Below are 24,087 nucleotides of genomic sequence, written 5' to 3' on the forward strand. Positions count from 1 at the left end.
CCGGTATTACCTGACAGAGGAAAGCTTATGTTCGGTTTGGAGGCGCTTGATCTCGCCCGAATCCAATTCGCGTTCACCATCTCGTTCCACATCCTGTTCCCGGCCATCACCATTGGCCTGGCGAGTTACCTGGCGGTGCTCGAAGGGTTGTGGCTCAAGACCGGCAACAACACCTACCGCGACCTCTACCATTTCTGGTCGAAGATCTTTGCCGTCAACTTCGGCATGGGTGTGGTGTCCGGGTTGGTCATGGCTTACCAGTTCGGCACCAACTGGAGCCGTTTCTCGGATTTTGCCGGCTCCATCACCGGGCCGCTGTTGACCTATGAAGTGCTCACGGCGTTCTTCCTGGAGGCGGGTTTCCTGGGGGTGATGCTGTTTGGCTGGAACAAGGTGGGACGCAAGCTGCACTTTTTTGCCACGGTCATGGTTGCCATCGGCACGCTGATTTCCACCTTCTGGATTCTGGCCTCCAACAGTTGGATGCAGACGCCCCAGGGCTACGAAATCGTCAACGGCCAAGTGATCCCGGTGGATTGGCTGGCGGTGATTTTCAACCCGTCCTTCCCCTATCGCTTGATGCACATGGCCACGGCGGCGTTCGTCGCCACCGCGTTCTTCGTCGGCTCCTCGGCGGCCTGGCATTTGCTGCGCGGGCGCGACACGCCGGCGATCCGCACCATGCTGTCGATGGCCATGTGGATGGCCCTGCTGGTGGCGCCCATCCAAGCGGTGATCGGCGACTTTCACGGCCTCAACACCCTCAAGCACCAACCGGCGAAAATCGCCGCCATCGAGGGCCACTGGGAAAACCACGGCGACGAGCCGACGCCGCTGATCCTGTTCGGCTGGCCCGACATGAAGGCCGAAGAAACCAAGTACGCGGTGAAAATCCCCTACCTGGGCAGCCTGATCCTGACCCACTCGCTGGACAAGCAAGTGCCGGCGCTCAAGGACTTCCCACCCGAGGACCGGGCGAACTCGACCATTGTGTTCTGGTCGTTTCGCATCATGGTCGGCCTGGGCATGCTGATGATTTTCACCGGGTTGTGGAGCCTGTGGCTGCGCAAGCGTGACCGCCTCTATTCTTCGCGGCCGTTCTTGTACCTGACGTTGTGGATGGGCCCGTCCGGGTTGATCGCGATTCTGGCCGGGTGGTTCACCACCGAAATCGGCCGCCAGCCGTGGGTCATTTACGGGGTGATGCTCACCGCTGATGCGTCGTCCGGCCATAGCGTGATGCAGATGAGCATCACCCTGGTGCTGTTTGTGATGGTGTATTTCGCGCTGTTCGGTGCAGGCCTGGGCTACATGATGCGCCTGGTGCGCAAAGGCCCGCTCATCGATGAAGGCGCCGAGCCGGCCCATGGTGGCCCCGGCCAGCAACGCACACCTGCCCGTCCACTGTCCGCCGCCGATGATGGCGAAGACGCCGACAGCTTGAACAAGGGGAATTGAGTCATGGGTATTGATCTTGCGCTGATCTGGGCCGTGATTATCATCTTCGGCATCATGATGTACGTGGTCATGGACGGTTTCGACCTGGGCATTGGCATCCTCTTTCCGTTCATCAAGGGCAAGAGCGACCGCGACGTGATGATGAACACCGTGGCGCCGGTCTGGGACGGCAACGAAACCTGGCTGGTACTCGGCGGCGCGGCGTTGTTCGGGGCCTTTCCGTTGGCCTACTCGGTGGTGCTGGAGGCTTTGTACCTGCCGTTGATCCTGATGCTGGTGGGGCTGATCTTCCGTGGCGTGGCCTTCGAGTTCCGCTTCAAGGCCAAGGACGACAAGCGCCACCTATGGGACAAGGCGTTCATTGGTGGTTCGATCACCGCCACCTTCTTCCAGGGCGTGGCACTGGGGGCGTTCATCGATGGCATGCCGGTGGTCAACCGCCAGTTTGCCGGCGGTTCGCTGGATTGGTTCACGCCGTTCACCCTGTTCTGCGGCCTGGCTCTGGTGGCGGCCTATGCCTTGCTCGGCTGCACTTGGCTGATTATGAAAACCGAAGGCAAGTTGCAGGAGCAGATGCACGACCTGGCCCGGCCCTTGGCGTTCGTGGTGTTGGCGGTGATTGGCGTCGTCAGTATCTGGACGCCCCTGGCCCATCCGGAAATTGCTTCGCGCTGGTTCAGCCTGCCGAACCTGTTCTGGTTCCTGCCGGTGCCGATCCTGGTGCTGGTGACGATGTACGGGTTGGTGCGCGCCGTGGCCCGCAATGCCCACTACACGCCGTTCCTGCTGACCCTGGTGTTGATCTTCCTCGGCTACAGCGGCTTGGGTATCAGCCTGTGGCCCAACATCGTGCCGCCGTCCATCTCCATCTGGGACGCCGCCGCGCCGCCGCAAAGCCAGGGCTTCATGCTGGTGGGTACGCTGTTCATCATCCCGTTCATCCTGGGCTACACCTTCTGGAGCTACTACGTGTTCCGCGGCAAGGTCACCCACGAAGACGGCTATCACTAGAGGACTGGAACCATGGCTGACAAACCGGTTGCCCACAAACTCGCACACGAAGAACCCAAGCCGCTGTTGCAGCGCCTGGGCTGGCTGGCCCTGATCTGGACCGGCAGTGTGCTGGCCCTGTTCATCGTCGCCAGCCTGATGCGCCTGTTCATGAACGCGGCGGGCCTGTCCACCCACTGAGTGGCACGACTTCCCATCCCGTTGCCTTGCGGCACGGTTTTATAACCCTCCGTTGGAGGGTTTTTTTTGGGGCCTGGGGAGGGGGCTGTCGATACCGCGGCCCACCTCTTGGATTGACCGTGTGTGGCTGCTCTGTGGGAGCCTGGTTTGCACAGATGTGCCGGGCATACCGACCTCATTGCGGGCAAGCCCGCTCCCACAGTTGAACGGTGGTGCGGGTGGGATTTTCATTTTCCTTTGTGGGAGCGAGCCTGCTCGCGATGGCCGCACGCAGTGGCGGCGACGAAGGCTAGGAGTAAGACAGTTGCTACCACACAAGCCTGCTTACACAGGGGTATTGATCGCCAGAGGGCTTAGCGCCGCGCCTTGAGGATGACGAACTTAGGCGTGGCGGCCACTTGCTCCACGCCGCGGAACAGGCGCGCCAGTTTGCTGTGATAGCCCAGGTGGCGGTTGCCGACTATATAGAGGGCGCCGCCGGCCACCAGGGCTTCGCGGGCCTGTTGGAACATGCGCCAGGCAAGGAAGTCGCCCACCACTTGCTGCTGGTGGAAGGGTGGGTTGCACAGCACCACGTCCAGGGATTGGGGCGCCTGGCCAGCCAGCCCATCGCCGGGGTGGATGTTCACGTCGCGCTCGCCCAGGGCCGCGTGCCAGTTCTCGGTGGCCGATTGCACGGCCATGAACGACTCGTCCACCAGGGTGTAGTGGGCCTGCGGGTTGTTCAGGGCGCTGGCGATGGCCAGCACGCCGTTGCCGCAGCCCAGGTCGGCGACGCGGGCGGTGCCCAGGTTTTTGGGCAGGTGCGGCAAAAAAGCCCGGGTGCCGATATCCAGGCCCTCGCGGCAGAACACGTTGGCATGGTTGAGCAATTCGATGGCCGGTGCGTCGAGGCGGTAGCGGTTAGGGTAGGGCGAGGCGGCCACGGGTTTGGCTTGGTAGGTGGCCACCAGCAGGCGCGCCTTTTTCACCGCCAGCGAGGCCTGCACCGGGCCGATGTAGCGCTCCAGCAGGTCGCCGGCGGCGCGGGGCAGGTGCTTAATCATTGCCCCGGCAATCACCTCGGCGCCGGGGGCCAGTTGGCCTTGCAGGCGGATCAGTTGTTCTTCCAGCAGGGCCAGGGTCTTGGGCACGCGCACCAGCACGCGGTCGAACGGGCCTTGTACCGTGGCGCTGGCCGGCACCTGGGGCACGGCGTCGAAGGCCAAGCCATTGCGCACGAGGTTTTTTTCCAGGGCCTGTGCGGCGAGGAACGAGTCACCGCTGCTGCTGACCTGCACCCGCCCGGCCAGGCTGGCCGCGATTGCGCCGAAACTGTCGTTGAGCACCAGCACCCGAGTGCCCGCGCCGGGCTGTTGCTGGGCCAGGTGATTGAGCAGGTACTCATCGGCCGCATCGAACGCTTGTAGAGGTTCGTTGGGTTGCTCGGGCTGGCGGATCAGGTCGAGTTGGGCGAAGGGCGTTTCAAGCAGGGGCATGGCGCGGGGACTCTGGGTAATCAACGGGTAGCGGGCCATACAGGCTCTGCGGGACCGCCTGAGTGCACTTCGACGCGGCCGGCGGGCGGCGCGGCATCACTCAGAGGGGCGGCAAATGGTACGTTTTTTTTACTTGGATTACTCACTGGTTTATCGGTTGCCAAGGCCTGCGCGGGTGGGGCGTCTGGGCGATGGGTCAGAAGATGCCTTCCTTGACGGCCTTGACCACCGCCGACATTTTGTTGCTGGCCCCCATTTTTTTCACGGCGCTGCACATATGGAAATTCACCGTGCGCTCGGAAAGGCTCAGGATCGTCGCGATATCCGCTGCGGTTTTGCCGGCGGCGGCCCACTTCAGCACTTCGGCTTCCCGTAGGGAAAGTTTGCTCTCGGGGCGAAATCGACCTTCCATCACCAACTTCTGTGCAATGACTGAGTGCAGGGCATGGCACAGCCAGATCAGTTGGCCGGCCTTTTCATAGAGCTCGCCGGGGGTGATGGGTTGTTGGCTGCGCGCCAGGCTGAGCATGCTGAAAAAACCGCGGAAGTCATGCAGCGATTGCGACCAGCCATGGCACAGGCCAAAGCTCTGGGCTTCGCGCCACAAATGCGGTGAGTCGATGAAGGCCTGGTCGGTCCAGACAATCGGCAACACGGAATGGCTGCAATGCCGGACGATTGGATCGCTGTTTTGATAGTTGCTGGTTTCGTACTTTTTATTCCATTCGTTGGGGTAGTTATTAATCCTCAGGTTGTGTTGGTGATGCTCGGGGGAATGGGGGCTTATCGCAAATGCACAGTATTCGAATCCCATCTCTTGGGTCAGGTTGAGGGCGATATCGAATGTGGTCTGTATGTCGTTGCCTTGAGTCAGTCGGCGTAGTTGAGCTTCCTTCCAGATGACCATTGGTAACTCTCCATGCTTGGATACTCCGTGATGCGCGCCATGGAATCAGAGACGGCAGAAACGAGTGTAGGACAGCTGATATTTGGCTGTAGGAAATTTTTCGGTCTGGAAATTGTTACAGCCTGTCCGGTTTGATTCTTAGTGCATTCGCACTGATTCATCAGTGCAACAGTTGGATTACATGCTGTTCGACATTCAGTGGGGCATGTTTGGGTTTTATATCGGTTTGTGTGGTTAATCGTTTTTGCAGCGCTGGCTAAGTTAGGTAAAACGCGATAGCGGCATGTAGAAACAATCTATGGCGCCAGGGCGTGCTCGCCTTGGGAAGTGGCCCTATACCATTACGGTTTATCGGTGTTCTTGCACCGGGCTTTGCGGGACACTAGGCGCTCCTGCCCAGTGGAGTGCCCCATGACCGCCAGTGCCGAGAAGTTCACCCGCCAGACCCTGCTCGATGTCCAGCCCCTGACCGCCAACCTGTTTACCCTGCGTGCGAGCCGCGATGCGGGGTTTCGCTTTCGCGCCGGGCAGTTTGCGCGCCTGGGGGTGACCAAAGCCGATGGCACGACGGTGTGGCGCGCCTACTCCATGGCGTCCTCGCCCCACGATGAGTTCCTGGAGTTCTTTTCCATCGTAGTGCCGGGCGGTGAGTTCACCAGCGAGCTGAGCCGCTTGCAGGCCGGCGACACCCTGCTGGTAGAGCGCCAGGCCTTCGGTTTCTTGACCCTGGACCGCTTCGCCGATGGCCGCGACCTGTGGCTGCTGGCGACCGGCACCGGGATCGCGCCGTTTATGTCGGTGTTGCAGGACTTCGAGGCTTGGGAGCGCTTCGAGCGCATCATCCTCGTCTACAGCGTGCGCGAGGCGCGGGAGCTGGCGTATCAGGAACTGATCGCGGGGCTGGCCCAGCGCGACTACCTGGCCGAGTACGGCCACAAGTTGCAGTTCATCCCCATCGTCACCCGCGAACAGCACCCCGGCGCCCTCAATGGCCGCATCACCGACCTGATCGCCAACGGCGAGCTGGAGCGCGCGGCGGGTGTGACGCTGACGCCGGAGCATTCGCGGGTGATGTTGTGCGGTAACCCGCAAATGATCGAAGACACCCGCCACCTGCTCAAGCAGCGTGACATGCAACTGAGCCTGAGCCGTCGGCCAGGGCAGGTGGCGGTGGAGAACTATTGGTAGGGCACGTTGTGCTTGTGCGGGAGCGGGCGGGCCCGCTCCCACAATTGAACTGAAGCGTGGGTGGGGTTTTGATTTTTCCTCTGTGGGAGCGAGCCTGCTCGCGAGGGCGGCACTGAGTGGCGGTCGCGAATGGCAGGGGTAAGGCAGTTGCTCCCACAAGGTCGCCTTGAGCCGATGGGCTCAAGGCCGGTTTTGCTGGGCCTTGAGCAAGTCGCGGATTTCACTCAGCAACTCTTCTTCCTTGGTCGGCACCGGGGGCAGGCTCGGTGCCACGGCTTCTTCGCGCTTGAGGCGGTTGATGGCCTTGACGCCCATAAAGATGGCGAACGCCACGATGACGAAATCGATCACGCTCTGGATGAACTTGCCATAGGCCAGCACGACCGCCGGGATATCGCCCTGTGCTGCCTTGAGCGTGATCGCCAGGTCAGCGAAATCCACGCCACCGATCAGCAGGCCAATGGGTGGCATCACCACATCGCCGACAAAGGATGAAACGATTTTGCCGAAGGCGGCGCCGATGATAATACCCACGGCCATGTCCACCACATTGCCCTTGACCGCGAAGGCCTTGAACTCACTTATCACGCCCATAGGTTATTCCTTGATACAGATTGAATTGGTGAGCGCAGTGTAAGTCAGCAAAACGACTCCTGCATGAAACCGCTTTTTACAAAACGCCATATAACGGACACATCGATTTGCAGAAAGTTTGCAAGGTGCCGTCAATCACCCGTGGGTAGCCCTTGTGAGCCGGGGCCTCCAGGCATTTTTTTCAATCGCCGGGCCTGGCAATTTCTATTTAGAAAACCCCCGCTGGCTCACTAGCCTCTGATGAGCGCACCTGGTTGCGCTCCATAAATACAGAGGAGTTCCACATGAAAAAGCTGATGAGCTACGGGGCCTTCCCCCCGTATCGCCATGCTTTGGGGATGCTCACCCTTAGTCTGCTTGGGGTCTGTGCCCAAGCCGCCAACCTGACCCGCGACAACGGCGCGTTGGTGGGTGATAACCAGAACTCGCAGACCGCCGGCGCCCATGGCCCGACCTTGCTGCAAGACGTGCAGTTGATCCAGAAGCTGCAACGCTTCGACCGCGAGCGCATCCCTGAGCGCGTGGTGCATGCCCGTGGCACCGGCGCCCACGGGGTGTTCACCGTCACCGACAGCCTCAGTGACCTGAGCAAGGCCCAGGTGTTCGCCGCCGGGCAACGCACGCCGGTGTTCGTGCGCTTCTCTTCGGTGGTGCACGGTAATCATTCGCCGGAAACCCTGCGCGACCCTCGCGGTTTCGCCACCAAGTTCTACACCGCCGATGGCAATTGGGACCTGGTAGGCAACAACTTGCCTACCTTCTTTATTCGCGACGCCATCAAGTTTCCCGACATGGTCCATGCCTTTAAACCCGACCCGCGCACTAACTTGGATAACGATGCCCGGCGGTTTGATTTTTTCTCCCATGTTCCCGAAGCCACCCGCACCCTGACCGAGCTGTATGCCAACTCCGGAACACCGGTCAGTTACCGGGAGATGGATGGCAATAGTGTGCATGCCTACAAACTGATTAATGCGGAGGGCGAAGTGAGCTACGTAAAATTTCAATGGAAAAGCGTGCAGGGAGTTAAAAATTTGAGGCCAGACGACGTGAATAAAATACAAAGTAATGAATACAGCCACATGACCAAAGATCTGGTGGCCAATATCGAGAAAGGCAACTTCCCCAAGTGGGACTTGTACGTGCAAGTCATAAAGCCGCAAGACCTGTACAAGTTTGAGTTTGATCCGTTGGATGCCACCAAGATCTGGCCTGGCGTACCGCAACGCAAAGTCGGGCAAATGGTGCTTAACCGCAACCCGGGCAATGTCTTCCAGGAAACCGAACAAGTGGCCATGGCGCCGTCCAACCTGGTGCCGGGTATCGAGGCGTCGGAAGATCGCCTGCTGCAGGGGCGCCTGTTCTCTTACGCCGACACGCAGATGTACCGCGTTGGGGCCAACGCCCTGCAACTGCCGATCAACGCCCCGAAAGTGGTGGTCAACAATGGCAACCAGGACGGCGTGATGAACTTCGGCCAAAGCCGTGGCGGCGTGAACTACCAGCCCAGCCGCCTGGCCCCCCGCGACGAGACCCCGGCGGCGCGCTCCAGCCAATTGGCGCTGTCGGGCACCACCCAGCAGGCGCAGATCAGCCGCGAGCAGAACTTCAAGCAGGCCGGGGATTTGTACCGCTCCTACAGCAAACAGGAGCGCAAGGACCTGATCGCCAGTTTCGGTGCGTCCCTGGCCGCGGCCGATGATGAAAGCAAGCACATCATCCTCTCGTTCCTTTATAAGGCCGACCCGCAGTACGGCGCTGGCGTGGCCCAAGTGGCCGGCGGCGACCTGGCGCGGGTCAAGGCCTTGGCGGCCAAGCTCAGCGATTGATTCATCGGGCGCTGCGGGCGGGCGTCAATTCCCCGGCCCGCAGCATGCTGCGCCTGAGCTATCATCGCGGTTTTTCCCCGGAGTTCAGATGGCCAAGGCAAAGCGCATGTACGGCTGCACCGAGTGCGGCGCCACCTTCCCCAAGTGGGCCGGCCAGTGCGGCGAGTGCGGGGCCTGGAATACCCTGACCGAAACCATGGTCGAAAGCGGCGGCGCCGCGCCCCCCAGCGGGCGTACCGGGTGGACCGGGCAACAGGCCCAGATCAAGACCCTGGCCGAAGTCAGCGTCGAAGAAATCCCGCGTTTCTCCACCGCCTCCGGCGAGTTGGACCGCGTCCTGGGCGGTGGCCTGGTGGACGGCTCGGTGGTGTTGATCGGCGGCGATCCGGGCATCGGCAAATCCACCATCCTCCTGCAAACCCTATGTGCCCTGGCGGCGAAAATGCCCGCCCTGTACGTCACCGGCGAAGAGTCCCAGCAGCAAGTGGCCATGCGCGCCCGGCGCCTGGGCCTGCCCCAGGACAAGCTGCGGGTGATGACCGAAACCTGCATCGAAACCATCATCGCCACCGCCCGCCAGGAAAAGCCCAAGGTGATGGTGATCGACTCCATCCAGACGATTTTCACCGAACAACTGCAATCGGCCCCCGGCGGCGTCTCCCAGGTACGTGAAAGCGCCGCGCTGCTGGTGCGTTACGCCAAGCAGAGCGGCACGGCGATTTTTCTCGTCGGCCACGTCACCAAGGAAGGCGCGCTGGCCGGGCCGCGGGTGCTGGAGCACATGGTCGATACGGTGCTGTATTTCGAGGGTGAGTCCGATGGCCGCTTGCGCTTGTTGCGGGCGGTAAAGAACCGCTTCGGCGCGGTCAACGAACTGGGCGTGTTCGGCATGACCGACAAAGGCCTGAAAGAAGTCTCAAACCCTTCAGCGATTTTTCTCACCCGCGCCCAGGAAGAAGTCCCAGGTAGCGTGGTGATGGCCACCTGGGAAGGCACCCGCCCGATGCTGGTGGAAGTCCAGGCGTTGGTGGACGACAGCCATTTGGCCAACCCGCGCCGCGTCACCTTGGGCCTGGACCAGAATCGCCTGGCCATGCTCCTGGCGGTGCTGCATCGCCATGGTGGCATTCCCACCCACGACCAAGACGTGTTCCTCAACGTGGTGGGCGGGGTCAAGGTGCTGGAAACCGCGTCCGACCTGGCGCTGATGGCGGCGGTGATGTCGAGCCTGCGCAACCGGCCGTTGCCCCACGATTTGCTGGTGTTCGGCGAGGTCGGCCTGTCTGGCGAGGTGCGCCCGGTGCCCAGCGGCCAGGAGCGCCTGAAGGAAGCGGCCAAGCACGGCTTCAAGCGCGCCATCGTGCCCAAGGGCAATGCGCCCAAAGAAGCGCCGCCGGGGTTGCAGATCATCGCCGTGACGCGCCTGGAACAAGCCCTGGACGCCTTGTTCGAGTAACGCCTCAAGGGCTGGCGAGCAAGCCTGCGGCGCGCAATGCCTGGAGCACCTCAGCCACCGCCGTAAACTCGCGGGCCACGGCCGGCAGCGGCGGGCGGCGCAAAATCAGCACCGGCACCCCGCGCTCGCGGGCCACTTGCAGCTTGGGCTCAGTGGCGCCGCTGCCGCTGTTCTTGCTCACCAATACATCGATGTTGCGGCGCGCGAACAGCGCCCGCTCGTCCTCCAGCAGAAACGGCCCACGGGCACCGATCACTTCGCAGCGCTCATTGCCGGGGCAGGTGTCCAGGGCGCGCAGGGTCCAGAACTGTGCGGCGGGGATTTCGTCCAGGTGCTGCAAGGGCTCGCGGCCCAGGGTGAACAGCGGCCGCCGGAACGGTGCCAGCGCGGCGATCAACTCGGCCCAGTCGGCCACCTCACGCCAGTCATCCCCGGCGCCGGCCTGCCACGCGGGGCGGCGCAAGGCCCAGCAGGCGATGCCCGTGGACTGCGCCGCGTGGGCGGCGTTGGCGCTGATCTGCGCGGCGTAGGGGTGGGTGGCGTCCAGCAACAGGTCGATGCCCTGCTCGCCGATAAACCGCGCCAACCCCTCGGCGCCGCCGTAGCCGCCGACCCGCACCGGGCACTGCAAATCTGTCGGCACGCGACCGATTCCGGCCAGGCTATAGAGGTGCGCCGGGCCGAGGTGGCGGGCGATGGCCAGGGCTTCGCTGACGCCGCCCAGCAGCAACACGCGCTTCATGCCCAGCCCCCGGCGTGGCCGACCACCGCACCCTGGCGGTCGATGGCGAACACTTCCACCTGCACCTGGGCCGGCACCACGCTGCGGGCGAAAGCCAGGGCGTGCTGGCACACCGCGTCGCCCAGCGCCACCCCCGCCGCACTGGCCATTGCCAGGGCCTGCTGGCTGGTGTTAGCCGCGCGTATGGCGTGCTGCAAGGCTTCGTCGGCGCCGACGGCGGCGGCCCAACCGGCCAGTTGCGCCAGGTCGATGCTGGAATGGCGGCTGTGCAGGTCCATGTGCCCGGCGGCGAGTTTGCTGATTTTGCCGAACCCACCGCACAGGCTGAGCTTGGCCACCGGCACTTTGCGCAGGTGCTTGAGCACGGCGCCGACGAAATCGCCCATCTCGATCAGGGCGATTTCCGGCAGGCCATAGACGCGGCGCATGCAGTCTTCGCTGGCGTTGCCGGTGCACGCGGCGATGTGCTGGTAGCCGTTGCTTTTGGCGACATCGATGCCCTGGTGGATCGAGGCGATGTACGCGGCGCAGGAAAACGGCCGCACGATGCCGCTGGTGCCCAGGATCGACAAGCCGCCGAGGATCCCCAGGCGCGGGTTCATGGTCTTGAGAGCCAGGGCCTCGCCGTCCTGCACATTCACTGTCACCTCGAAGCCGCCGCCATAGCCGTGTTCGCGGGCCAGTTGCGCCAGGTGTTCGCTCATCATGCGGCGCGGCACCGGGTTGATCGCCGGCTCGCCCACCTCCAGCACCAGCCCCGGGCGGGTGACGGTGCCGACGCCGCGCCCGGCGTTGAAGCGAACCCCCGGCGTGGCTTGCAGGCGCACCTGGGTATAGAGCAGCGCGCCGTGGGTCACATCCGGATCGTCGCCGGCGTCCTTGATCGTGCCCGCCTCGGCGCCGTGGGTGGTGAGGCGGCAGAACTCCAGGCGCATCTGCACCTGCTTGCCCTTGGGCAGCGTGATGTGCACCGCGTCATCCACCGCGCCGCCCAGCAACAGGCGCGCCGCCGCCAGGCTGGTGGCCGTGGCGCAACTGCCGGTGGTCAGGCCGCTGCGCAGGGGCGCCGGTTTTTCGGCGGTTTCGTCACGCATCATGGCCCTTGGCGACCTCCAGCACGGTGATCGGCAGTGCTTGGCGCCAGGTGTCGAAATCCCCCAGGGGCTGGGCCTGGGCGATATGGATACGGGTCAGTTCGCCGCCATGGCGCTCGCGAAAAGCCATCAGGGCGATTTCACTTTGCAGGGTCACCGCGTTGGCCACCAGCCGCCCGCCAGGCTTGAGGCTGGCCCAGCACCGATCGAGCACGCCGTCGCGGGTGACGCCGCCGCCGATGAAGATCGCGTCCGGCGCTTCCAGCCCCTCCAACGCTTGCGGCGCTTGGCCGCGAACCAGTTGCAGGCCGGGCACGCCGAGGGTGTCGCGGTTGTGCTCGATCAGGGCTTGGCGGCCTTCATCGGCCTCGATGGCCAGGGCCCGGCACGCGGGGTGGCTGCGCATCCATTCGATGCCGATGGAGCCGCTGCCGGCGCCCACATCCCACAGCAGTTCACCGGGCAGGGGCGCGAGGCGGGCGAGGGTGATGGCGCGCACGTCGCGTTTGGTCAATTGGCCATCGTGGCGAAACGCGCTGTCGGGTAGCCCCGCCAGGCGCGACAGGCGCGGGGTGCCGGGCTCGGCGAGGCACTCGATGGCGATCAGGTTGAGGTCCGCGATGGGCGGGTCGGCCCAGTCGCGGGCCAGGCCTTCGACGCGCCGTTCGGCTGCGCCCGCCAAGTGTTCCAGCACGGTGACGCGGCTGGGGCCGAAACCCCGCTCGCGCAGCAGCCGGGCCACGGCGGCGGGGCTTTGCCGGTCGTTGCTCAGCACCAGCAGGCGCGCGCCGCTGTGCAGGTGCGCGCTGATGGCCGCGACCGGGCGTGCCACCACCGAAAGGGTGACCAGTTCCTGCAACGGCCAACCGAGGCGGGCGGCGGCCAGGGAATAAGAGGAGGGCGCGGGCAGCACCTGCATCTGCGTGCTGTCCAGGTGCCGGGCCAGGCTGGCGCCAACGCCGAACAGCATGGGGTCGCCGCTGGCCAGCACGCATACCGCCTCACCGCGCAGGGCCAGCAGCGGTTCCAGGGAAAACGGCCGGGGCCATTCGTGGCGCTCGCCACGGATGCAGTGGGGCAGCAGCGCCAGTTGCCGGGGGCTGCCGACAATCCGCCCAGCGCCCAACAGCGCGCGCCGGGCCTGCTTGCCCAGGCCACTGAAGCCGTCTTCACCGATTCCCACTACCGTCAGCCAGGGCGCCATTGCGGTTCCTTAAAAATGCAGCGTCCGACGAGGCTTTTCATGCCGCCGGACAAAGCAGGCATAATACCGCGCCTTCGCCAGCGAAGTGCCTCTACTCTCCAACCGGTCATGCCCGTGAACTCACCTCAGATCCCCGTTGCTGTGCGCCCCTCCGGTTGTCCGGGGCTGTTGCGTATCGTCCAGGCGTTGGACGGTGGTATTTGCCGGATCAAACTGGCCGGCGGTGCCATCAGCACGGCCCAGGCGCGGGCGGTGGCCGACGGCGCCGAGCGCTTTGCCGCTGGGGTGATCGAGGCGACCAACCGCGCCAACCTGCAAATCCGCGGCATCGGCGCCGATCACCCAGGCCTGATCGACAGCCTGCTGGCGGCGGGCCTGGGCCCGACCACGGTGGCGGGCGACGATGTGCGCAACTTGATGCTCAGCCCCACGGCGGGCATCGACCGCCAGCGGTTGGTCGACACGCGGCCACTGGCGCAGCAGATCCTCGCGACCCTGCAAAGCCACCCGCGGTTTGCCCAGTTGTCGGCCAAGTTCGCCGTGCAACTCGATGGCGGCGAAGCCCTGGCCATGCTCGACCACCACCACGACCTCTGGCTCTCGGCCTGCACCTTGGCCGGGCAACCGGCGCTGGCCTTCGGCGTGGCCGGGTGCCTGCGGGATCGACCTCTGGCGGCGGTGCCCCTGGCCCAGGGCCATGACCTGGTGGTGGCGGTGCTGGAGTGCTTCCTCGACCACGCCCGCCCCGAGCACAACCGCATGCGCCAACTGCTGGTCGAAACCCCTGTGGATAAGTTGCTGGCAGACCTGGCCACACGCCTGCCGCTGCTGGCCATCGCCGATTGGCAACGGGCCGCGCCTACCGCGGGTCTGCACCTGGGCACTTATCCACAGGGCGACAGCGGCTACGTCTACGTCGGCGCTGCTGCGCCCTTGGGGCGGCTCGACCCGGCCAAGCTGCGCGGTGCCGCTCACTTGGCGCAGGCGTTCGGCGATGGCAGCCTGCGCCTGACCCCGTGGCAAAGCCTGCTACTGCCCAACATCCGCGCCGAGGACGGCCCGCAGGTGCTTGCGGCGCTTGAGCAACTGGGCCTGCTCGGCTCGGCGGACCAGGCCCTGGCCCATGTGATTGCCTGCACCGGCTCGCCCGGGTGCGCCAAGGCCCAGGCCGACACCAAGGCCGACGCCGTGCGCCTGGCAGCCCTGTTGCAGGGCACCGAGCGCTGCACCGAGGTGCACCTGTCGGGCTGCCCGCGCTCCTGCGCCGCCGCCCACCCGGCGGCCGTCACCCTGCTGGCCGTCGCCCCGGGCCATTACGACCTGTATTTCTCCGCTGCGGGGCTGCCGGGTTTCGGCGCCCCGCATGCGCGCAACCTTACTATTGAAGCGGCGGGCGCCTTACTCGGCGCCCGCCCACGGAGCCACCCTTGATGCTTGATTACATCCGCGACGGTCAGGAGATCTATCGCCATTCGTTCGCGATCATCCGCGCCGAAGCCAACCTGCAACGGATCCCCGCCGACCTGGAAAAACTCGCGGTACGGGTGATCCACGCCTGCGGCATGGTCGAAGCCATCGATGGCTTGCAGTTTTCCGAGGGCGCCGGCCAGGCCGGGCGCGATGCCCTGGCCGCCGGTGCGCCGATCCTGTGCGATGCGCGCATGGTGTCCGAAGGCGTGACCCGCACGCGGCTGGCGGCCAACAACGAGGTGATCTGCACCCTGCGCGACGAGCGCGTGCCCGAACTGGCCCGGGAGCTGGGCAACACCCGCTCCGCCGCCGCCTTGGAACTGTGGCGCCCGCACCTGGCGGGCAGTGTGGTGGTGATCGGCAACGCACCCACCGCGCTCTTCTACTTGCTGGAAATGCTCGACGCCGGCGCGCCGAAACCGGCGCTGATCCTCGGCTTCCCGGTGGGCTTTGTCGGCGCCGCCGAGTCCAAGGCAGCGTTGGCCGCCGACAGCCGTGGCGTGCCGTTCGTGATAATGCAAGGTCGCCTGGGCGGCAGCGCCATGGCCGCCGCCGCCGTCAACGCCTTGGCCACGGAGATCGAATGATGGCCCAGCCTGGACGCTTGATCGGCCTGGGCGTAGGCCCCGGTGACCCGGAACTCATTACCCTCAAGGCCCTGCGCCTGCTGCGCGAATCGCCGGTGGTGGCGTACTTCGTGGCCAAGGGCAAAAAGGGCAACGCCTTCGGCATCATCGAAGGCCACCTGCAAGCGGCCCAGACCCTGATGCCGCTGGTTTACCCGGTGACCACCGAGGCGCTGCCGGCGCCCTTGTCCTATGAACAGGTCATCAGCGACTTCTATGACGTGGCCGCGCAAGACGTGGCCGCGCACCTGGACGCCGGCCGCGATGTGGCGGTGATCTGCGAAGGCGACCCGTTCTTCTACGGCTCTTATATGTACCTGCACGACCGCCTCGCCGAGCGCTACCCGGCCGAAGTGGTGCCGGGCGTGTGCTCCATGCTCGGCGGCGCCTCGGTGCTGGGCGCGCCGCTGGTCTATCGCAACCAGAGCCTGTCGGTGCTCTCCGGTGTGTTGCCCCACGACGAACTCAAGCGGCGCCTGGGCGACGCCGACGCGGCGGTCATCATGAAGCTGGGGCGCAACTTCCCCAAGGTGCGCCAGGTGTTGCAAGAGCTGGGCCTGGCCGAGCGGGCGCTGTACGTTGAGCGCGCGACCATGGCCAACCAGAAAATCGTCGCCCTGGACCAGGTCGAGCCGATGTCGTCGCCCTACTTCTCGCTGATTATCGTCCCGGGTGAGAGGTGGCAAGGCTGATGAGCGCTCCCACTCTCGCCATTGTCATCCTCGGTAGCGGCAGCCTGGCCACGGCGCGGCGCATCCAGCAAGGTTATCCACAGGCGCTGATTTATGGCCTGGCCGGGCGGGTCGAAGGCGCCGACCGGGTGTATCAGGAATTCGGCGCCACCCTGCGTCAGCTCTACCAGCAAGACACGCCGATCATCGCCCTGTGCGCCGCAGGTATCGTCATCCGCACCCTGGCCCCGTTGCTGCTGGAAAAAGGCGCGGAGCCGGCCGTGCTGGCGGTGGCCGAGGACGGCAGCGCGGTGGTGCCGCTGTTGGGCGGCCTCAGTGGCGTGAACGACCTGGCGCGGGGCATCGCCGCCGCCCTGGAGGTGGCGCCCGCCATCACCACCAGCGGCGAACTGCGCTTCGGCACCTGCCTGCTCAACCCGCCCGGCGGCTACACCCTGGGTGACGTGGAACTGGGCAAGCGCTTTGTCTCGGACCTGCTGGCCGGCGAAGCGGTGCGCATCGAAGGCGCGGCGCCATGGCTCGACGCGGCGCCGCTGCTGCGCGACGAACAGGCGCGGTTGGCGATCCATGTCGGCCACGCCGAGCGCTCGCCCACCGCAGACGAACTGCTGATCTACCCACGCAATGTGCTGGTGGCGCTCACGGCAGCCGGCGAAGGCTTGGCGGCGTCGGTCCGCGTGGGCCTGCATGAAGCGGGGATTGCCGCGCAGTCACTGGCTTGCCTGGTGGCGGCGGATCATCTGATGGCCAGTTCGTTGCTGCGTGACGCGGCGCGCGAACTGGGCGTGCCGCTGCGTTTCATGACCCACGCCGGTTCGGCGCTGGAATTGGCCCAAGGGGCGGTGGCCGCGCAGGCGCTGCACAGCGCAGGCGACCTGGCCATCGCGGTCGCCGCCCGGCCCCTGGAACCGGCCCATATCGGCCGCCCCCGTGGGCGCTTGGCGGTGATCGGCCTGGGCCCCGGCGCCGCCGAACTCATGGTGCCAGCGGTCAAGGCCGAACTGGCGCGGGCCAACGACGTGCTCGGCTATGAAACCTACGTGCGTATGGCCGGGCCGTTTCGCGACGACCAGGTGCTGCACTGCACCGACAACCGCGAAGAAATGCAGCGCGCCCGTCACGCCTTTGAACTGGCGGCCCAGGGACGTTCGGTGGTGGTGGTCTCCTCTGGCGACCCCGGTGTGTTCGCCATGGCGGCGGCGGTGCTCGAAGCCCTGCACGAATCCACCGACCCGTTGTGGCACAGCGTCGATCTGGACATCCTGCCCGGGGTTTCCGCCTCGCTGGCCACCGCCGCCCAGGCCGGCGCGCCCTTGGGCCATGACTTTTGCGTGTTGTCGCTGTCCGACAACCTCAAGCCCTGGGCCATCATCGAAAAACGCCTGGACCTTGCCGCCGAGGCCGACCTGGCGCTGGCTTTCTATAACCCGATCTCGCGCTCGCGCCCCTGGCAACTGGGGCGTGCCCTGGAAATCGTCCGCACCCACCGCACTGGCGCGACGCCCGTGGTGCTGGGCCGCGACATCGGCCGCCCGGGCCAGACCCTGCGGGTCACCACCCTGGGCGACTTGACCCCGGAGCAGGTGGATATGCGCACTATGGTGTTGATCGGCTCCTCCACTACCTGCACGTTCCCTCGCGCCGAGGGGGGCGAGTGGGTGTATACGCCGCGTTGGTACGGTGTAAAACACTGAACCTGAGTTGGCTACCCGCCGGGTAGCCAAGCTAACGATGGGAGAAAGTGGGGGCGGCCTCTGAATTGAGCCAAGGTTATTGCCTATTCAAAGCAAATCGCGGCAAGGTGATTTCGCGAATTTTTTTATCCAGTAGTTGCCGGCGATCTTCCAGCTTAGTTCTATTCAATGTGAAGACAGCGCGCTGTTGTACAAGTATTGTCAGGTTGTCCTCCCATTCCCAGAATAAGAAGCCGGTGCGCTCTATTTGTACGGTAAGTTCAAGATGGAAGACTGCAATGCTCAGATTGTTCTGCGCGCCATAACTGGCGGGGATTATCTGGAAACGCCGCCCATGGAGACTTTCCCTATCTAGGCTTAAGGTCGCGGGTTGGTTGGGCTTTAACGCGTCGAGTGTATCGATCATGGCATTTCCTTGTTGCCGGTTTTGCATGCTTTGCGCGCTTTTTACCAAGTAGTCGGCCACCGTTCCTGATACATCAGTACGGGTCCGGGTAGTGATGGCGCCCTCATGCAGGGACCAGCCTAAAAAGTCCAGAGTGTTTGCATATTCCTCGAACCACAGCTGCGAATTGGTGAAACGGTTATGGCCCATGTCCGCAGACGCTGTTGCGATACGGGTGCAATCGGTCAAATCATCAAGGTCCTGAAGTGATAAGTCTTGGCGGTTGCAGGAACTGAGTGCAACACAGTTATTGAATTGAAGTGGGCGCATCGTGCCGCATAACCACGGCCATTTGCATCACCTCACCCATCATTTCGATCGGACATTTGAAATCGAAGCGTTTACGGGGGCGCATATTCAGTTGCAAGGCAATGGCATCCAACTGTTCTTGGCTGTGTCCCGACAAGTCCGTCCCTTTGGGCAGGTACTGACGGATCAGGCCGTTAATGTTTTCGTTACTGCCTCGCTGCCAGGGGCTGTGCGGGTCGCAGAAGTAAATGGCCACCCCGGTCTGCTGGGTGATTTCAGCATGCCGCGCCATCTCCCGGCCCTGGTCGTAGGTCATGCTCTTGCGCATCGCCAGCGGCATGCCATTGAGCGCCGCACTGAAGCCCTCCATCGCCGAGGTTGCCGTCGCATCATTCATTTTCACCAACATCAAATAACCACTGGTACGCTCCACCAGCGTGCCTACAGACGAGGCGTTGGCCTTCCCCTTGATCAGGTCGCCTTCCCAATGCCCAGGCATCAGACGGTCTTCGATCTCCGGCGGGCGCACATGAATGCTGACCATCTCGGGGATCTGGCCGCGCCGATCCACGCCGCCAGAGCGCGGTCTGCGCGTGGTCTTGCTTTGGCGCAGGCAGATGATCAGCTCCTTACGCAACTCGCCGACCGGCAAGGCATAGATCGCGTTATAGATCGTCTCGCGACAGACGTAGGCATCTCTGAGATTGGGTATGTTCATACTGCGCAGCTTGCCGGCAATCTGCTCGGGAGACAAACGCTCACGCAGCATGTGGGTCACCAATTCGAAGCGCTCGCTACCCGGCAACAACTTTCGCACCGGTCGACAAACCTGGCGGCGGGCCTGCATCTGCTGCTGGGCCACGCGGGCCGAGTAGCCGCCGCAGGCCTCTCGATTGCGGCGCAACTCCCGGCTGATGGTCGAAGGCGATCGGGTGATCAAGCAGGCAATCCTGCGCAGGCTCAAGCCTTGGGCATGACCGATTTGAATGGTGGCGCGTTCTTCAACGCTGAGTTCGGAATAAGACATAGGGGCAGCACCGTACCGGAAAGGTCAGGTGTTGCACTCAGTTTTCGCGGCCGCCCTTCGATAAACGACATCAGGTTGTGGCCGGTGACCATGCCGGCTGGAGTTTGACTGTTCATGATGAGATCTCGGTGGGGTTATTGAAATAGAAGTTTTTATCGAGCGGTGTTTATTGGGTGAAAAAACGTGAAGGTTGAGTGTCATTATTAAGTATGAATTTGTCATGGGGGAGGCTGTAACGGAATATTTAATTATTGTTATGTTTTGGTTTTTACATGGTTTGAAATTATTGTTTTTTTAGGTTTTTCGGGTGTTGTCTAAGCTCGTTGTAGCCCCCAGTGGGGTTTGATGTTTAATTACAAAGGAATGTGAGTTATGGAAAATTTTGAGAGTCGGTACGATGAAGACGAGTGCGTGGCGCGAATAGAGGCTCGCGCAAGCAAGTATTTGACAAAGGCCAGTTTTATTTCCCGCCCGCGCCGGTCCGTACTGTCACCCCCTTCCTTCCCAACTAAGGACTTCGATGCGGTGGTGCTGAGTAATTCTTTGGTGGGTTATGGCGATGATATTTCGCTGGATAACATGCTTATTATCGAGAACCTCATCAAGTTCGCAAAACTGGAGGCCAATGCTGAGGTTCCCGACGTAAGCGACGCCGAGGGATGGTATTTGGCTTTCTTGAAGTGTATGGAAGAAGCGGGCTGTCTTGTGGCCGATGCGGGTTACAACGCATACGACAAAAGTTCTCTCCAACTGACAATGGACAATATCGTTACGGATATCATCCTCGCCGGAGTTAACGCGGCTAAAGCAGCGATTCCCGCAGTTGGGGTACTTGGGGCTATCGCTGACTCAACGCTGTCGGCCCTGAAGAAGGAACCCGAGGCCATTACCCTGTTCAATCGCGAGGTTGTGAAAGCCCGTGGTGGAAGGCTGGCGGTGATGCCCTGTAATCAGTTGAAGAACGGCGCGATCATCACCTCGTTATGGTCCATCCGCGCGACCACTGTTAGCAATGACAGCGGGGTGTTGTTCTTCGACTGGAAAAGTTCTGGGCGCGGTATTTTCTACGGGAACGCCTACATCACGTTTAACCCGCAGCGCTATGCCGGAATCCGAGACAAGATCGAGAGTGTGGTCAACGGTTACTTCAGCGCGGCATTAAGCCGACGGTTTGCCCGGTACAAGGGCTAGTTGGCACGGGTGGGTAAGGGCCGAAGGCTTATAACTTCGGCCTCAATATTCAAGGCACCAGATACCCTCTGATCCCGGTGAAGATGATCTGTGCCGCCAGGGCACATACGAACAGCCCCATCAAGCGGCTGACGATCTGTAGGCCCTGGTCTCCGAGGATGCGTTCGATACGGTGCGAGAGGTAGAGCACCACGCCCACGGTGAAACTGGCCAGTGCGATGCTGAGGATCGCGGCGAGCTTGTCATCCCAGTGTGGCTGGCTGACGCCCATCACCAACAGGGCGCCGATAGTGCCGGGGCCGACGGTGAGGGGAATGGTCAACGGCACGATAGTCACGTCCTGCTGGACGTTGTCGGTTTGCACGGCGGACTTGCCCTGGGCCATGCCCAGCGCCGAAATGAACAACACACTTCCCGCGCCGATGCGAAAGGCGTCCACGGTAATGCCGAAGACACTGAAAATCACCCGCCCGAACAGGTACAGCAGAATGCTGGACACCAGTGTCGCGAGGGCGACTTTCCAAGCCAGACGCCGGCGTTCCTTGCTGGAATAACCGCGCGTGAGGCTGATAAAGCACGACAGGACGAAGAACGGGCTGTAAAGCACCAGCATCTTCAGATAAACGCTGAACAGCACATGCAGCATGGTGGGAGCTCGCAGCGAGGGAGGGCCCGCAGAGTCTATCAGGGGTTAGGCAGCCTGTCGGCTCACAAGGTGGGTGCGGTGGCTTGGCTATGGGCGTCGCGCTGGGCGACCCAGTGCTCGATCAGTTCGCGCAGCTGCGACAATTCCACTGGTTTGGCCATGTGCCCATCCATGCCGGCCAGGCGTGCACGTTCTTTGTGCTCGGTCAGGATGTGGGCGGTGAGGGCGACGATGGGGGTGCGCTGGCGCTGGTTGCCAACTTCCCAGGCCCGCAGTTGTTGGGTGGCGGAGAAACCGTCGAGGATCGGCATTTCACAGTCCATAAGCACCAGGTCGTAGCGCGTGGCTTTCATGGCGCGCAGCGCTTCTTCGCCGTTGCTGGCGGTGTCGGGCTGCAGGTTGAGTTTGCCCAGCATGCCGCGGATGACCTTGGTGGAGATGCTGTTGTCCTCGGCCACCAGGATGCGGAAATCGCCGGGTACCTGGACATTGTGCAGGTTGGCCTGTGGGGCTTGGTAAGGCTTGGTCTGGCCTTTGCTGCGTTGGGTCAGCTCGTCTGCCAGGGTGGTCTTGAGGGTGTAGCCGGCCACGGGTTTGGCGAGGATGCGCTTGATTCCGCAGTTGCGCGCAATGATCTTGCTCGGCGCATTGCTGATGCCAGTGAGCATTATCAGCAGGATGTCGTGGTTCAGGCTCGGGTCTTCCTTGATCTTGGCCGCCAGTTGCATGCCGGTCATGCCGGGCATGTTCTGGTCGAGTAGGACCACGTCGAAGTAGTCGCGCAAATGGGCCTTGGTGCGCAGCAGCGCCAGGGCCTCCTTGCCCGACGGCACGGCGCTGACGTTCAGGCCCCAGGCGCTGCACTGCTGCACCAGGACTTTGCGACACGTGTCGTTGTCGTCCACTACCAGTACCCGCGCGCCCTGGAGCGGGCTATCGAGGTCGCTGGTGGGGTGTTCTAGGCGCTCCGGATCCAGGGGCAACGTCAGCCACAGGGTGCTGCCACGGGGGCTGCCTTTCTTGATGCCGAACTCGCCATTCATCAACAGGATCAGTTGCCGGGCGATCACCAGCCCCAGGTTGGCGCCCAGGCGTGTGGTGGAGAGGAAGTTCTTGCTGTGCAGCTCGGCGTTGAGCAGGGCGTCGCGCTCGTCGCTTTCCATGGGCTCGCCGCTGTCTTTGACGGCGATGCGCAGTTGCGGCTTGGCGCTACGGTCGTCCAGGGCGACGACAATCAGGATTTCGCCTTCATCGGTTTTCTTCAGGGCGTTTTCCAGCAGGCTCAACAGGGCCTGGCGCAGGCGCGTGGGGTCGCCGCTGATGACCCGGGGCACTTGCGGCTGGATGAAACTGATGAGTTCCACGTTCTGCTGTTCAGCCTTGGCGCGGAAGATGTTCAGGCAATCCTCGATCAGGGCGTTGAGGTCGAACTGCACGTCATCGAGTTCGATCTGCCCGGATTCGAGGCGGGAAATGTCGAGAATCTCGTTAATCAGGGTCAGCAGTTCGTTGCCGGCGCTGTGGATGGTTTGCACGTAGTCGCGCTGTTTGACCGACAGCGGTGTGCCCAGCAGCAACTCGGTCATGCCCAGCACGCCGTTCATCGGGGTGCGGATTTCGTGGCTGATCTTGGCCAGGAACTGGGCTTTGGCGTTGATCTCGGCATTGCTGGCGGCCAGGTCGCGGCTGGCGCTGAAACGGTCTTCGGCAATGCTGCGCTGGCGCTCGCCCAGGGCCACGCTCATCAGCAGGCCGCTGATGCAGATGAACACGAGCAGGGTCATTATCAGGTTCTGCGGCGACACCAGGGTCAGGCCCAACAGTGCCGGGAGAATGATGAGGCTGCCGACGTTGAATATCACCATCGCCACCACATACAGGCGCGCCGGGCGGTAGCCCTTGTGCCAGTGATACGCGCCCACCAACAGCATGCTCAGGCCGGCCAGCGACACCAGGCAGTAGGTCATGATGTTCAGTGGCAGGGTGGAGACGAACAGCAACAGCAGGCTACCCAGGGAAATCACCACCAAGTCGCCGATCAACAGTTTGTTCAGCGGATGCGGGCCCAGGGGCTCGAAAAACCGGTAGGCGAACATCAGCCCACAGGGCGCAGTCAGCAGTAACGCGATATAGGCGCCCGGGGTCTGCAGCGAGTGCCAGCCCGGAAACCAGGGCGAGGCCAGGTTCAGCAGCAGGAGCAGGCTGAGCAGCAGCAAGGCTTCGCACGCGGCCAGCCATAGGCTGCTGCGCGAACGGGTGTAGGAATAGCGTGTGAGGTTATGCAGGATGAGCATGGCCAGGCAGCCGAACAGCAGGCCGTAGATCAGTGTCTGGCCCTGATCCGCCGCGGCCTTTACCGCCGGTTGCAGGCTGACGTGAGGGCGTAACTGGTATTCGGAGACCAGGCGCACATACACATCGAGGGTATTGGGGCTTTGCGGCAAGGCCAGCATGAAATCGCTGCTGGGCAGTGGCCGCTCGGTACGCGGCGGTTCGCTGCCGGTGTTGACCTGCTCGATCAGTTTGTCGCCATCGAGCACATAGAGATTGAGGTGGGCCAGGTCGGGGGCGAAGACCCGCAGCAGTTGTTCATGCTTGCCTGGTTGCAGCTTGAAGCGCAGCCACAGTGCGCCATCGGGTTCGGCAGCCTTGAGCTGGTTGAGTTCGATGGGGCTGAATTGGTTGGTGTAGCGCGAGGAGCGGATGTCGCTCAGTTGCAGGTCGGCCTGTTCGTCGAGCAATACCGCCCAGCCACTGCCTTGCGCGGCCTGGGCCGGGAGCAAACAGAACAGGGTCAGCAGGCTGACGGTGAAACCTATGGCGATCCTGAGCCAGCGCACGGCGAAATCCCTTCGTAGATAGAGGCCGGATAGTAACTATGCGCGGCGCTGCAATAGCGCGGCAAG

Annotated in this window: 21 protein-coding genes; 11 read left to right on the forward strand and 10 right to left on the reverse strand. The window is 63.1% G+C overall.

Features of this window, described 5'->3' with window-relative positions; translation table 11 throughout:
- The first annotated feature begins 27 nt into the window (after positions 1-27).
- Genes AC19YR_RS15950 through AC19YR_RS15960 form a run of 3 tightly spaced genes read left to right on the forward strand, consistent with a single transcriptional unit; the run spans position 28 to position 2,649 of the window.
- Entirely contained in the window at positions 28-1,458 is a 1,431-nt protein-coding gene (locus AC19YR_RS15950) for a cytochrome ubiquinol oxidase subunit I (protein ID WP_500599202.1), read from the forward strand.
- Positions 1,459-1,461: 3 nt separating this feature from the next.
- A complete protein-coding gene (gene cydB / locus AC19YR_RS15955) occupies positions 1,462-2,469 on the forward strand; it encodes a cytochrome d ubiquinol oxidase subunit II (protein ID WP_500599204.1) in 1,008 nt (335 codons plus the stop codon).
- Positions 2,470-2,481: 12 nt separating this feature from the next.
- Positions 2,482-2,649 carry a DUF2474 domain-containing protein gene (locus AC19YR_RS15960; protein ID WP_095109564.1) on the forward strand — a complete coding sequence of 56 codons (168 nt, stop codon included), beginning with the start codon at positions 2,482-2,484 and terminating at the stop codon, positions 2,647-2,649.
- Between the two features lie 353 nt (positions 2,650-3,002).
- Here the strand turns inward: AC19YR_RS15960 and AC19YR_RS15965 are convergent, their stop codons facing one another.
- Together AC19YR_RS15965 and AC19YR_RS15970 are read right to left on the reverse strand one after the other, a co-directional pair.
- Entirely contained in the window at positions 3,003-4,127 is a 1,125-nt protein-coding gene (locus AC19YR_RS15965; protein ID WP_500599205.1) for a methyltransferase, read from the reverse strand.
- Positions 4,128-4,323: 196 nt separating this feature from the next.
- Positions 4,324-5,034, reverse strand: coding sequence for a LuxR family transcriptional regulator (locus tag AC19YR_RS15970; protein ID WP_095109563.1), 711 nt, complete (start codon positions 5,032-5,034; stop codon positions 4,324-4,326).
- A gap of 411 nt (positions 5,035-5,445) precedes the next feature.
- Between AC19YR_RS15970 and AC19YR_RS15975 the strand changes: the two genes are divergently transcribed.
- A complete protein-coding gene (locus AC19YR_RS15975; protein WP_095109562.1) occupies positions 5,446-6,222 on the forward strand; it encodes a ferredoxin--NADP reductase in 777 nt (258 codons plus the stop codon).
- A gap of 180 nt (positions 6,223-6,402) precedes the next feature.
- On the opposite strand, the gene mscL is transcribed toward AC19YR_RS15975, so the two are convergent.
- The gene (gene mscL / locus AC19YR_RS15980) at positions 6,403-6,816 is read right to left on the reverse strand and encodes a large-conductance mechanosensitive channel protein MscL (RefSeq protein ID WP_095109561.1); all 414 of its coding nucleotides are present in this window, start codon (positions 6,814-6,816) and stop codon (positions 6,403-6,405) included.
- Positions 6,817-7,154: 338 nt separating this feature from the next.
- On the opposite strand from mscL, the gene AC19YR_RS15985 reads away from it, so the two are divergent.
- Both AC19YR_RS15985 and radA read left to right on the forward strand, forming a co-directional pair.
- Positions 7,155-8,645: a catalase gene (locus AC19YR_RS15985; RefSeq protein ID WP_500599235.1), complete on the forward strand. Its 1,491-nt coding sequence runs from the start codon at positions 7,155-7,157 to the stop codon at positions 8,643-8,645.
- Between the two features lie 88 nt (positions 8,646-8,733).
- Entirely contained in the window at positions 8,734-10,101 is a 1,368-nt protein-coding gene (gene radA / locus AC19YR_RS15990; RefSeq protein ID WP_095109559.1) for a DNA repair protein RadA, read from the forward strand.
- A gap of 4 nt (positions 10,102-10,105) precedes the next feature.
- Here radA and AC19YR_RS15995 read toward each other — a convergent pair whose 3' ends face one another.
- Genes AC19YR_RS15995 through cbiE form a run of 3 tightly spaced genes read right to left on the reverse strand, consistent with a single transcriptional unit; the run spans position 10,106 to position 13,141 of the window.
- On the reverse strand, positions 10,106-10,843 hold the full coding sequence (locus tag AC19YR_RS15995) for a cobalt-precorrin-6A reductase (RefSeq protein WP_500599206.1): 738 nt from the start codon (positions 10,841-10,843) through the stop codon (positions 10,106-10,108).
- Positions 10,840-11,937 (reverse strand): cobalt-precorrin-5B (C(1))-methyltransferase, encoded by a 1,098-nt coding sequence (locus tag AC19YR_RS16000; protein ID WP_500599236.1) that lies wholly within the window; start codon positions 11,935-11,937, stop codon positions 10,840-10,842. Before AC19YR_RS16000 ends, AC19YR_RS15995 begins: the two co-directional genes overlap by 4 nt.
- Positions 11,930-13,141: a precorrin-6y C5,15-methyltransferase (decarboxylating) subunit CbiE gene (cbiE, locus tag AC19YR_RS16005; RefSeq protein WP_500599208.1), complete on the reverse strand. Its 1,212-nt coding sequence runs from the start codon at positions 13,139-13,141 to the stop codon at positions 11,930-11,932. Before cbiE ends, AC19YR_RS16000 begins: the two co-directional genes overlap by 8 nt.
- 129 nt (positions 13,142-13,270) lie before the next feature.
- Here cbiE and cobG point away from each other — a divergent pair, with 129 nt between their 5' ends.
- Genes cobG through cobJ form a run of 4 tightly spaced genes read left to right on the forward strand, consistent with a single transcriptional unit; the run spans position 13,271 to position 17,623 of the window.
- Positions 13,271-14,572 carry a precorrin-3B synthase gene (gene cobG, locus AC19YR_RS16010; RefSeq protein ID WP_500599237.1) on the forward strand — a complete coding sequence of 434 codons (1,302 nt, stop codon included), beginning with the start codon at positions 13,271-13,273 and terminating at the stop codon, positions 14,570-14,572.
- Positions 14,572-15,198, forward strand: coding sequence for a precorrin-8X methylmutase (locus tag AC19YR_RS16015; RefSeq protein WP_095109555.1), 627 nt, complete (start codon positions 14,572-14,574; stop codon positions 15,196-15,198). Before cobG ends, AC19YR_RS16015 begins: the two co-directional genes overlap by 1 nt.
- Complete coding sequence (locus tag AC19YR_RS16020) at positions 15,195-15,929, forward strand: precorrin-2 C(20)-methyltransferase (RefSeq protein ID WP_371856236.1); 735 nt, start codon at positions 15,195-15,197, stop codon at positions 15,927-15,929. Before AC19YR_RS16015 ends, AC19YR_RS16020 begins: the two co-directional genes overlap by 4 nt.
- The gene (gene cobJ / locus AC19YR_RS16025) at positions 15,929-17,623 is read left to right on the forward strand and encodes a precorrin-3B C(17)-methyltransferase (protein ID WP_500599210.1); all 1,695 of its coding nucleotides are present in this window, start codon (positions 15,929-15,931) and stop codon (positions 17,621-17,623) included. Before AC19YR_RS16020 ends, cobJ begins: the two co-directional genes overlap by 1 nt.
- Before the next feature lie 76 nt (positions 17,624-17,699).
- Here the strand turns inward: cobJ and AC19YR_RS16030 are convergent, their stop codons facing one another.
- Complete coding sequence (locus AC19YR_RS16030; protein ID WP_500599212.1) at positions 17,700-18,257, reverse strand: hypothetical protein; 558 nt, start codon at positions 18,255-18,257, stop codon at positions 17,700-17,702.
- A gap of 58 nt (positions 18,258-18,315) precedes the next feature.
- Positions 18,316-19,344, reverse strand: a complete 1,029-nt coding sequence (locus AC19YR_RS16035; RefSeq protein WP_197879309.1) for an IS30 family transposase — start codon at positions 19,342-19,344, stop codon at positions 18,316-18,318.
- A gap of 372 nt (positions 19,345-19,716) precedes the next feature.
- Between AC19YR_RS16035 and AC19YR_RS16040 the strand changes: the two genes are divergently transcribed.
- Entirely contained in the window at positions 19,717-20,535 is an 819-nt protein-coding gene (locus AC19YR_RS16040; RefSeq protein WP_500599213.1) for a hypothetical protein, read from the forward strand.
- 49 nt (positions 20,536-20,584) lie between these two features.
- On the opposite strand, the gene AC19YR_RS16045 is transcribed toward AC19YR_RS16040, so the two are convergent.
- Both AC19YR_RS16045 and AC19YR_RS16050 read right to left on the reverse strand, forming a co-directional pair.
- A complete protein-coding gene (locus tag AC19YR_RS16045; RefSeq protein ID WP_095109552.1) occupies positions 20,585-21,181 on the reverse strand; it encodes a MarC family protein in 597 nt (198 codons plus the stop codon).
- A 62-nt stretch (positions 21,182-21,243) separates the two neighbouring features.
- Positions 21,244-24,021 (reverse strand): hybrid sensor histidine kinase/response regulator, encoded by a 2,778-nt coding sequence (locus AC19YR_RS16050; RefSeq protein WP_500599215.1) that lies wholly within the window; start codon positions 24,019-24,021, stop codon positions 21,244-21,246.
- Positions 24,022-24,087: the final 66 nt, after the last annotated feature.

The sequence above is a fragment of the Pseudomonas sp. MF08817 genome, from assembly GCF_059862705.1.

Excerpts from the sequence above, each read along its gene's own strand:
- AC19YR_RS16035 (WP_197879309.1), bottom strand. The coding sequence starts at position 19,344 with ATGTCTTATTCCGAACTCAGCGTTGAAGAACGCGCCACCATTCAAATC.
- AC19YR_RS16015 (WP_095109555.1), top strand. The coding sequence starts at position 14,572 with ATGCTTGATTACATCCGCGACGGTCAGGAGATCTATCGCCATTCGTTC.
- AC19YR_RS16000 (WP_500599236.1), bottom strand. The coding sequence starts at position 11,937 with ATGCGTGACGAAACCGCCGAAAAACCGGCGCCCCTGCGCAGCGGCCTG.
- AC19YR_RS15985 (WP_500599235.1), top strand. The coding sequence starts at position 7,155 with ATGCTCACCCTTAGTCTGCTTGGGGTCTGTGCCCAAGCCGCCAACCTG.
- mscL (WP_095109561.1), bottom strand. The coding sequence starts at position 6,816 with ATGGGCGTGATAAGTGAGTTCAAGGCCTTCGCGGTCAAGGGCAATGTG.
- AC19YR_RS15965 (WP_500599205.1), bottom strand. The coding sequence starts at position 4,127 with ATGCCCCTGCTTGAAACGCCCTTCGCCCAACTCGACCTGATCCGCCAG.
- AC19YR_RS16045 (WP_095109552.1), bottom strand. The coding sequence starts at position 21,181 with ATGCTGCATGTGCTGTTCAGCGTTTATCTGAAGATGCTGGTGCTTTAC.
- cydB (WP_500599204.1), top strand. The coding sequence starts at position 1,462 with ATGGGTATTGATCTTGCGCTGATCTGGGCCGTGATTATCATCTTCGGC.
- AC19YR_RS15995 (WP_500599206.1), bottom strand. The coding sequence starts at position 10,843 with ATGAAGCGCGTGTTGCTGCTGGGCGGCGTCAGCGAAGCCCTGGCCATC.
- AC19YR_RS16020 (WP_371856236.1), top strand. The coding sequence starts at position 15,195 with ATGATGGCCCAGCCTGGACGCTTGATCGGCCTGGGCGTAGGCCCCGGT.
- cobJ (WP_500599210.1), top strand. The coding sequence starts at position 15,929 with ATGAGCGCTCCCACTCTCGCCATTGTCATCCTCGGTAGCGGCAGCCTG.
- AC19YR_RS15970 (WP_095109563.1), bottom strand. The coding sequence starts at position 5,034 with ATGGTCATCTGGAAGGAAGCTCAACTACGCCGACTGACTCAAGGCAAC.
- cbiE (WP_500599208.1), bottom strand. The coding sequence starts at position 13,141 with ATGGCGCCCTGGCTGACGGTAGTGGGAATCGGTGAAGACGGCTTCAGT.
- radA (WP_095109559.1), top strand. The coding sequence starts at position 8,734 with ATGGCCAAGGCAAAGCGCATGTACGGCTGCACCGAGTGCGGCGCCACC.
- AC19YR_RS16040 (WP_500599213.1), top strand. The coding sequence starts at position 19,717 with ATGGAAAATTTTGAGAGTCGGTACGATGAAGACGAGTGCGTGGCGCGA.
- AC19YR_RS15950 (WP_500599202.1), top strand. The coding sequence starts at position 28 with ATGTTCGGTTTGGAGGCGCTTGATCTCGCCCGAATCCAATTCGCGTTC.
- AC19YR_RS15960 (WP_095109564.1), top strand. The coding sequence starts at position 2,482 with ATGGCTGACAAACCGGTTGCCCACAAACTCGCACACGAAGAACCCAAG.
- AC19YR_RS15975 (WP_095109562.1), top strand. The coding sequence starts at position 5,446 with ATGACCGCCAGTGCCGAGAAGTTCACCCGCCAGACCCTGCTCGATGTC.